Genomic DNA, 7,089 nt, shown 5'->3' with positions numbered 1-7,089 from the left:
CGAGTGTATCGAATACTACTAATTCTTCCCTGATACCCTTGACTACGCAAAACTCTCTTCACTTGGTTCCTTTGTCGATCAGTAATTCTTGCAGAACTCCGATAGATTGTCTTCTTAACGATCACATCTGGATTCAATGGAACAATGTAATCCTTACATTCCAACAATTCCACCAACTTTCTTTTTTTCTTTGGAATTTGACTTGACGGGTTACGGTTTTCCATTCAGTTTAGAGGGAGTGACGTTTTGAGCGCAGAATTGTTCCCTGGAAACAGCTATTTGGAATAACTGAACCAGAGTACAATTCTACTACTAAAAGTTTCCCCTTAGTTCGTCGGTCGTTAACGCCCGTCGCTTGTCTGTACAATTGCGGTATTGCTACCACCACTCATTATAAACCTACGTTTTCGGTTTAACCTACTAAAAAACGCCCTAGAAGGCGTTGATGATACGTATTTATTTTTGTTCGATCACCAACTAATCAATGGCACCAAGCCGAAGCTTCGTTTTACCACCCGCGCCGTTAATGGTCGCGCTCACCATTCACCACCCAGCCGTACAGATGACCTTGTTGTGGTATAGCCAGACTTATTGAAGTCGCACTGGCAAACGTGTCCCCTTGGATTTAGACCCCAGCTTGTCCCCTAGGGCTTTAAAAATCGCACCGGCCATGATATAATAGTCATTAAATAGCGATGACTTTTATGTGGCGCTCACCGATTCCAGTCGGTGGGTGTTTTTTTATGTTCTATTTTATTTGTATATAATTTAGTAGAGTAGACTTATTATTCAATAATGTCCTCGAAGTAATGGTAACCCTGAATCGATAGCTCGTCAAGCTTTTAAAAATTATAAATAATAAATTATTTATTTTAAATTACATATTATTTATTTTAAATTATCTTATTATTGTGTTATAATTGTGTCATTGGAGGGTATACTATGAGAGCTAAAACATTGCTACATTTTAACTTTAAAGGTGGCGTAGGCAAGACTACACTAAGCGTCATGAACACATATTTATTGGGTGCCAACAAAAGCAAAGTTTTGCTTATTGACCTCGACCCGCAGGCAAACGCTACCGAAATTATGAAATCCACATTTAACAAAGAAATTGAACCGGCTGTGTCTCTTTACAACGGACTACTAAATTTAGATCTAAGCAAATCAGTAGTTACTCTAACCGATAATATCTCAATAATTCCAGCTGATTGGGAACTAAGTTTATGGCCTGGTAAAGCTGAAAAGATTAAATCTCATGATCGCATGCTTATACTAAGCGAGCTGATTAAAAAATTTAAGGAACAATTTGATTACATTATCATCGATGTTCCACCAACACTCTCCATTTTTACCAATAATGCAATCTTAGCTAGTGACTATATATCGTTAGTATTGCAAACTCAAAAGCAAGCTTACACATCTGTCCTTAAAACTGCGCAGTATATGTTTCAACTAAAAAGTGATTATCAAGCATCTTTTAACGTTGCTGGTGTAATTCTTTACCTTGTTAAAAAAGATGCCAAAGTTGATAAAGAAATAACACAAGCTGCCATAGATTCATTTGGAGACGCTGTATTTTCCAACAGAATTTGGCAGCAAGAGCGAGTTAAGCTATTTTCAAACGAAGGAATTAAGAATGAAGACCATTGGGATAAACGAGCAATTGGAATGTACGATATGGTACTAAAAGAACAATTAAAGCGGATTGGAGAAATGGAAAATGGCTAATGACTTTTTAGGCAAGTTAGCAAAGCAGGCTAACCAACAACTAGGCGATAACGAAAGCCCATTTAAGCAAAAAAAAGAAAGCACTCGTCCAGTGCAAGTCCGAGAAACCACTTACAAGCAAGTAAAAGACATTGCCTATCGACAAGAATCCAAGATAGTTGATGTCATAGACTCTATGCTAAAGTTCGCAATCAATTCAGACGAATTTAATAATAAATAATAAAAAATAAATTATTTATTTTTTATTATTTTATCCATGCTTACGTGCTCTCAGACAACACGTTCAGCTTTTAGACGTATACTTGTCCATTTAAACGAAGCAGAATGTACGCAAAAAAGCCACCCACCTCCTAAGAGATGAGTGGCTTTAATGTCGATTTTCCTGTTTTACATCTTTGAACTCTTTTGTAAACTTTGTGAATTTTAAAAAGCATATTCATGATGTGGATCAATTCGGCATACACAAAAATAATCGAAATCATCATAATAACCATGTATCCTAAAATCACGACTCCCATTATCAAAATGCATTGTTATTCTTTCCGCGTCATGAATTGTTTCTTTGTTTTTTGCGCCATTTGGTCCATCTGTCCTTAAATAAAGCTGTTCAACTTTTGAAATAGATAAGTTTCTTCCAACTGTTTTGCTTAAAAAAGAACTAAACTCCTTAATGTCAGCAGGTTTCATCTTTCTAAAGGTGTATGGATTTTGTAGTGTCTCCGTTAACGCAATCTTAAATTTGACACTAGATCTTTCATCTGAAGTAAGTTTCGAAATGGCTTTTCCCTTACTCACGGCACTAGTCAAAACCTTACTCGTTTTTTCTCTAGCATGATTCTTTTTCGTCAGTTTTCTCATAACTAATCGCCAATGTAGATTTCACTATAGAACTTTTCCATTGTTTCAGGTGAAATCTTGTTTTTACTTGATTGATTAGATTGAAGACCCCGACGTGCCTCTTTCCATGGTAGTTCTGAATGGGTCAAAGCCTCAAGTTCGTCTCCAGTCTTATCCCCATAGGTCTCCCAAACGGATTCCATTAAATCAGACACCATTTCATCATTATCTATCGTTTTTCCCGGAACCGCTGGTTCATAAATATTTGTCCATCCATACTGACGATACTCCGCATAAAGTACTGGTGACACTGGTCCGTGAACCCATGCCTCAAAGTCCGTATCAGAAACAATGGGCCTCTTTAAAAGTGCCCATCCCCACGCGACGGCATAGTATGAGAGCTTTTGAAGTTTCTTATCACTCATTGGCTCTTTATTGATGAACCAAGCAGCTATATCATTAATAGAATACATGCAAACACCTCCATAAATGTTTCACATTTGTTCCGCATGCTTCTACTTCATCTTAAATGACATAAAAGACTATGGCAATACATTTACTGAAAATAATTAAAAAAATCAAAAATATACAATAATTTAGCAAAAAAACCACCCACCTCGTGATGAGATGAGTGGCTTTTGGGTTGTGTCAACTTTGAAGGATTAAATTAATCCTAGCACTACTTACTTTTTAATTCACGTACATCGTCTTCAACATTGTCTAAGCGTTCGTTGATAACTTTATGCTCGCTTCTGCTAGCAATTAAATCTTCACGCAGCGCATTTTGTGAATCAAACAGCCGTTCAATTCGCTGGCTGCTATCCTTCATACTTTGAGCAATGTCTTGCAGCTGATTTGTGAAGGGCTTCATGATAACCATCAAAGCTGCATATATACCCGCGACTACAGCCAAAGCCAAGGTGATTAATTCCATCCAACGATCAAAGGTCATTACTTGCCACCAGACTTTCTAACCAATTTTACGTAGTCCTTGTTAGCTGAGATGTACCCAACGTCCGTCTTAATCCGGTACACCTTGCCATATTTAACAGCCTTACCGTAGATTGTGCTTCCCTTTGAGAAGTGAATACGGCGCTTATCAGCCTTGTCTAGGGCTGGCTTGCCATACACGTTAACTTGGTCAGTAATCACTTCATACAAGCCGTTATCAGCCCAGTATGAGGCTTTCTTAGGCGTCGCCTTGGTAACCTTGCCAGACAGCTTACCATCGAAATCATAACTGCAATCTACACCGTGCCAGTTGTCGGTACATTGCCAAGCGTTGGCATTAGCTACCCCCGGTTGACTGACACCATAAGCCGCCACCCAGATTGCTTTATCTACCAGTTGGGAACGATTAATTCGGCCAGCATTGAACCAGCTACCTGAGCCGTACGTGATCACATTCTTATACCCGTGGTCAATCAGGTATCGAAGGAAGACATTAACCTGACTGGTCGTGGAATATGGTAAGTCTGGTGCTTCAACATCAATTGCAAGTACTGTGGACTTATCTAATCCCATCTTCTTCACCCAAGCCAGAAAGTATTGAGCTTCAGCCGTTCCCCGTCCATGGAAGAAGTGGTAAACCCCAACGGTATCGAATACTTTGAATCCATTGGCAATCTGGTTGCCAGCCTTGGGGTTTAGATAACCCGTACCTTCGGTTAACTTGACCATAATACCTTCTGCTCCCCAACCTTTGAGTTGCTTCATGTAAGCTAAGGAATCGGCCTGATAAGAAGACAGGTCAACAATCTTTTTAGTCATTGCTGTCAGTCCCTTCTGATGGGGTAATGACCTCCGTTGGTGCTTGGGTAACTACTGGGGCATGATTATCCCCACCGGCTACCTTATAAGCTTGGTAAGCCTTCTCAACCAGTCCAGAGATAGTTTGAACATCTAAGTCAAAGCCATTGGCCGTTAATTGAGCATTAACGAAGCGGATTGCTTCCTTCTTGCGATCAGACAGGGATAAGTCAGCCATGACTGCCATTTCTGGAACAATCGTATTCGCCAAATTTAATCCCACTTCTAAGCCTTGCTTAACGTGGGTGTTCTTTTCCGTCTGAACCTTACGAGTTAATAGTGGCTTTGCCAGCTTGTACACGGCGGGAATTAACACCATTAAGAAGGCGAATACTCCCACATTATTAAGCCAATTGAACACATCTGTAATTTCTTTAAACATTTTTTATCCTCCTAACTTTGGACAAATTAAAAGCACTGACTAACTGGCTATTAATCGCTAGTTAGTGGTGCTTGTGGTCGTTGCTTGCGTTGTTGGTGCTACATAATCCTTGCCAGTGATTTATTTATACTGATCGATGTCAAGTGTTACATAATAAGTCATAAAAATTACTTATTTCTAAATTAATTATTATGATCTAATCCAATTGTTATAGTGAACTCTTAAACATTTATTTGTCCACGGATTATTATCAACGTTGTCATTAAATGTTGATAATTTTAAATGACTGTTTCCGTCGTTTAGGTCGTAAAAGTTGAACCCTAATCCAACAACTAATTTTGCGTCTCTAGCCCAAACTGTTGACATTGATCTATGTGGATCGCTCAAATTCCAAACATTTCCGTTGCTAGAGTAGTCATTTGATGAAAGCATTATATATCCAAGAGCATCATCAAGCGCGTCGACATAGCTTGATAAGTCAACTATCATTTCAGGTGAGGTTGGAATCCGTGGAACAGATGCAAAATTGTATAGTATATACAAGTATTTGTTAACCGGATCTCTTTTCATCCATCCAATGTCTGTAATGGTGTTAGTGTTATTCTCCGGAATTATATACCAAGCAGAGTCTGCAACACTTTTCAAATCGTCGCTGGTAGCGACTGATATACCTCCTGACTGCAAACCCGCAGTAAAGTTGGTTTGCTGAGATGTTCGTGCAAGATCAGACGGTAAACTGCTTGCGAGTAGTAACGGATTATTGTTGACCGTTGGAACGGTGTCAAAGTTGTTAGCTCCAGATAGGTGGGCTACTTTGCTATCATCAGCAGGTGTAAAATAAGCACCATCCAGAATTGATACTTGACCATTAGGCAAAATATTCCAAACGTCATGATATTCAGATGTATTGCTTAAAGCGGCATCATTTGTTGCCAAAAAGTGGAAGCTGTTACCTGAGCCAATAGCTAAACCACCTTTATAATTCTGTCTCTTAATAAACCCGAAATCTTTATCATTTCCGATAATAATTCCTGAATTATCAGTCAATATCTGATTAAGAGCGTTATTGTGCAAAACGGTTGAATCATCAGCAGGTGTGTAACCAATTTTATCTTGTTTGGCGTTAACCTCTTCAATTCCCGCTACATCGCTAGCTGGTTTACGCATATCAGCAATATTCACTTTTTTATCCAGTTGCTGATTAACGTCAACCGTCTTGGCGTAAGGCTGTAATGCCTCAGCTAAATCTTCCTGAGAGGCATACACATCATTCGAGTTCGTCATGGTAATATTGCTAGTCTCTTGAATGACAGTTTTGTAGCTGTAAGTCACTGCTTGCGGGGTGACACCATCATAAGCAGGAAAATAGTTGGGGTTGGGTGACACGGTCACACCATATAAAATTTCGCTGCCGGTATCGTCTTTGGCGAAGACCCCGTAGGTTTTGACGTATACGCCGTCGGCTAATTTTTCATTAGTCCCGGTAGCTCGAATACGAGTCTCTCCAGAATTGGTGTCCAGTGTCGTTTCTGGTGAGCTAACCACCACCTCTTGTGGGGCAATTGCGGTTAAAGCCTTGACTTGCATATCGGATAATTGGGAATTATCCATCGATGAAAAGACAATTTTGCTGAAACTTATTTTTGCTTGACCGGAATTCACCTTATCAATTAAAGCTTTACCGGCGGTGGTTAAGATACCAACGTTTGGTGTTGCCATTAGATCGTCTCCTTTACGGTTATCTGTGAATATGCTTGGGCATGTACAGCCACATATAATGGCTTATTGGCCGTTACGGCGTACTGTAAGTCTTTCAACAAATATTCTGGTGGTAGCATTGATTGAATCGCGTTTGTTAAAATCTTCCGTTTTATCTCAGCCTTATCGCCAGAGTTGAAGTCAAACGGAATATTGGTCACTTCGATCTCTTCTGGATTATCTGTGCCATCAATATCAAACACACTAGGATCAATGCTTAAGACCGTTGCAATGAGCTTCTTGATGTCATTGGTTGTCACACCACTATGATTTTTAAGCAACTGTAACCGTACCTGAAAGCGCAAAAAATCATCATCGTCATCAAGCCGTGTGACACCGTAATCCGCCGCAATTTCAGTCAGCACTTGGCCAGCAGCTTTTGACAGTCGCAATTGGTCCGAAATGTTGAGCAAGTCATTCTTATGTGCCAAAAAAATATCGCTGATAATATTGAGAAGCCGTTGGTTGTTGGAATCATCTTCTTGATTAAGTTTTCCAGGCAGCATGGCCGTTATCCAGTCACGTAGCGAATCGTTTGATAAATCTGCTTCGGTTTGATACATCTAGTCACC

The 7,089-nt window shown here is 39.6% G+C and carries 9 protein-coding genes; 2 read left to right on the top strand and 7 right to left on the bottom strand.

Features of this window, described 5'->3' with window-relative positions:
- Positions 1-942 precede the first annotated feature (942 nt).
- Entirely contained in the window at positions 943-1,731 is a 789-nt protein-coding gene (locus tag EKM99_RS12480; protein WP_125583742.1) for a ParA family protein, read from the top strand.
- Positions 1,724-1,951: a hypothetical protein gene (locus tag EKM99_RS12475; RefSeq protein WP_047021337.1), complete on the top strand. Its 228-nt coding sequence runs from the start codon at positions 1,724-1,726 to the stop codon at positions 1,949-1,951. Before EKM99_RS12480 ends, EKM99_RS12475 begins: the two co-directional genes overlap by 8 nt.
- 203 nt (positions 1,952-2,154) lie before the next feature.
- Here EKM99_RS12475 and EKM99_RS12470 read toward each other — a convergent pair whose 3' ends face one another.
- The 7 genes from EKM99_RS12470 to EKM99_RS12440 all read right to left on the bottom strand — a co-directional run bounded on the left by EKM99_RS12470 (position 2,155) and on the right by EKM99_RS12440 (position 7,080).
- Positions 2,155-2,589 carry an MAG6450 family protein gene (locus EKM99_RS12470; RefSeq protein ID WP_225419864.1) on the bottom strand — a complete coding sequence of 145 codons (435 nt, stop codon included), beginning with the start codon at positions 2,587-2,589 and terminating at the stop codon, positions 2,155-2,157.
- Positions 2,590-2,591: 2 nt separating this feature from the next.
- Entirely contained in the window at positions 2,592-3,041 is a 450-nt protein-coding gene (locus EKM99_RS12465) for a Panacea domain-containing protein (RefSeq protein WP_125583740.1), read from the bottom strand.
- Positions 3,042-3,247: 206 nt separating this feature from the next.
- Positions 3,248-3,520, bottom strand: coding sequence for a hypothetical protein (locus EKM99_RS12460; RefSeq protein ID WP_125583739.1), 273 nt, complete (start codon positions 3,518-3,520; stop codon positions 3,248-3,250).
- On the bottom strand, positions 3,520-4,338 hold the full coding sequence (locus EKM99_RS12455) for a GH25 family lysozyme (RefSeq protein WP_125583738.1): 819 nt from the start codon (positions 4,336-4,338) through the stop codon (positions 3,520-3,522). The genes EKM99_RS12460 and EKM99_RS12455 overlap by 1 nt, the downstream gene beginning before the upstream one ends.
- Positions 4,331-4,759, bottom strand: a complete 429-nt coding sequence (locus EKM99_RS12450) for a hypothetical protein (protein ID WP_125583737.1) — start codon at positions 4,757-4,759, stop codon at positions 4,331-4,333. Before EKM99_RS12450 ends, EKM99_RS12455 begins: the two co-directional genes overlap by 8 nt.
- Positions 4,760-4,948: 189 nt before the next feature.
- Positions 4,949-6,478 (bottom strand): hypothetical protein, encoded by a 1,530-nt coding sequence (locus tag EKM99_RS12445; protein WP_125583736.1) that lies wholly within the window; start codon positions 6,476-6,478, stop codon positions 4,949-4,951.
- On the bottom strand, positions 6,478-7,080 hold the full coding sequence (locus tag EKM99_RS12440; RefSeq protein ID WP_060463125.1) for a hypothetical protein: 603 nt from the start codon (positions 7,078-7,080) through the stop codon (positions 6,478-6,480). The genes EKM99_RS12445 and EKM99_RS12440 overlap by 1 nt, the downstream gene beginning before the upstream one ends.
- Between the last annotated feature and the right edge of the window lie 9 nt (positions 7,081-7,089).

This window comes from Levilactobacillus cerevisiae, from assembly GCF_003946245.1.
GTDB classification, from domain to species: domain Bacteria; phylum Bacillota; class Bacilli; order Lactobacillales; family Lactobacillaceae; genus Levilactobacillus; species Levilactobacillus cerevisiae.
The sequence above is the reverse complement of the archived record's forward strand: the minus strand, read 5'-3'. Positions and strand labels throughout refer to the sequence as shown.

What these genes read in the sequence shown, in the direction of transcription:
- EKM99_RS12450 (WP_125583737.1), bottom strand. Translation starts at nt 4,759, where the DNA reads ATGTTTAAAGAAATTACAGATGTGTTCAATTGGCTTAATAATGTGGGA.
- EKM99_RS12460 (WP_125583739.1), bottom strand. Translation starts at nt 3,520, where the DNA reads ATGACCTTTGATCGTTGGATGGAATTAATCACCTTGGCTTTGGCTGTA.
- EKM99_RS12440 (WP_060463125.1), bottom strand. Translation starts at nt 7,080, where the DNA reads ATGTATCAAACCGAAGCAGATTTATCAAACGATTCGCTACGTGACTGG.
- EKM99_RS12445 (WP_125583736.1), bottom strand. Translation starts at nt 6,478, where the DNA reads ATGGCAACACCAAACGTTGGTATCTTAACCACCGCCGGTAAAGCTTTA.
- EKM99_RS12470 (WP_225419864.1), bottom strand. Translation starts at nt 2,589, where the DNA reads ATGAGAAAACTGACGAAAAAGAATCATGCTAGAGAAAAAACGAGTAAG.
- EKM99_RS12475 (WP_047021337.1), top strand. Translation starts at nt 1,724, where the DNA reads ATGGCTAATGACTTTTTAGGCAAGTTAGCAAAGCAGGCTAACCAACAA.
- EKM99_RS12455 (WP_125583738.1), bottom strand. Translation starts at nt 4,338, where the DNA reads ATGACTAAAAAGATTGTTGACCTGTCTTCTTATCAGGCCGATTCCTTA.
- EKM99_RS12465 (WP_125583740.1), bottom strand. Translation starts at nt 3,041, where the DNA reads ATGTATTCTATTAATGATATAGCTGCTTGGTTCATCAATAAAGAGCCA.
- EKM99_RS12480 (WP_125583742.1), top strand. Translation starts at nt 943, where the DNA reads ATGAGAGCTAAAACATTGCTACATTTTAACTTTAAAGGTGGCGTAGGC.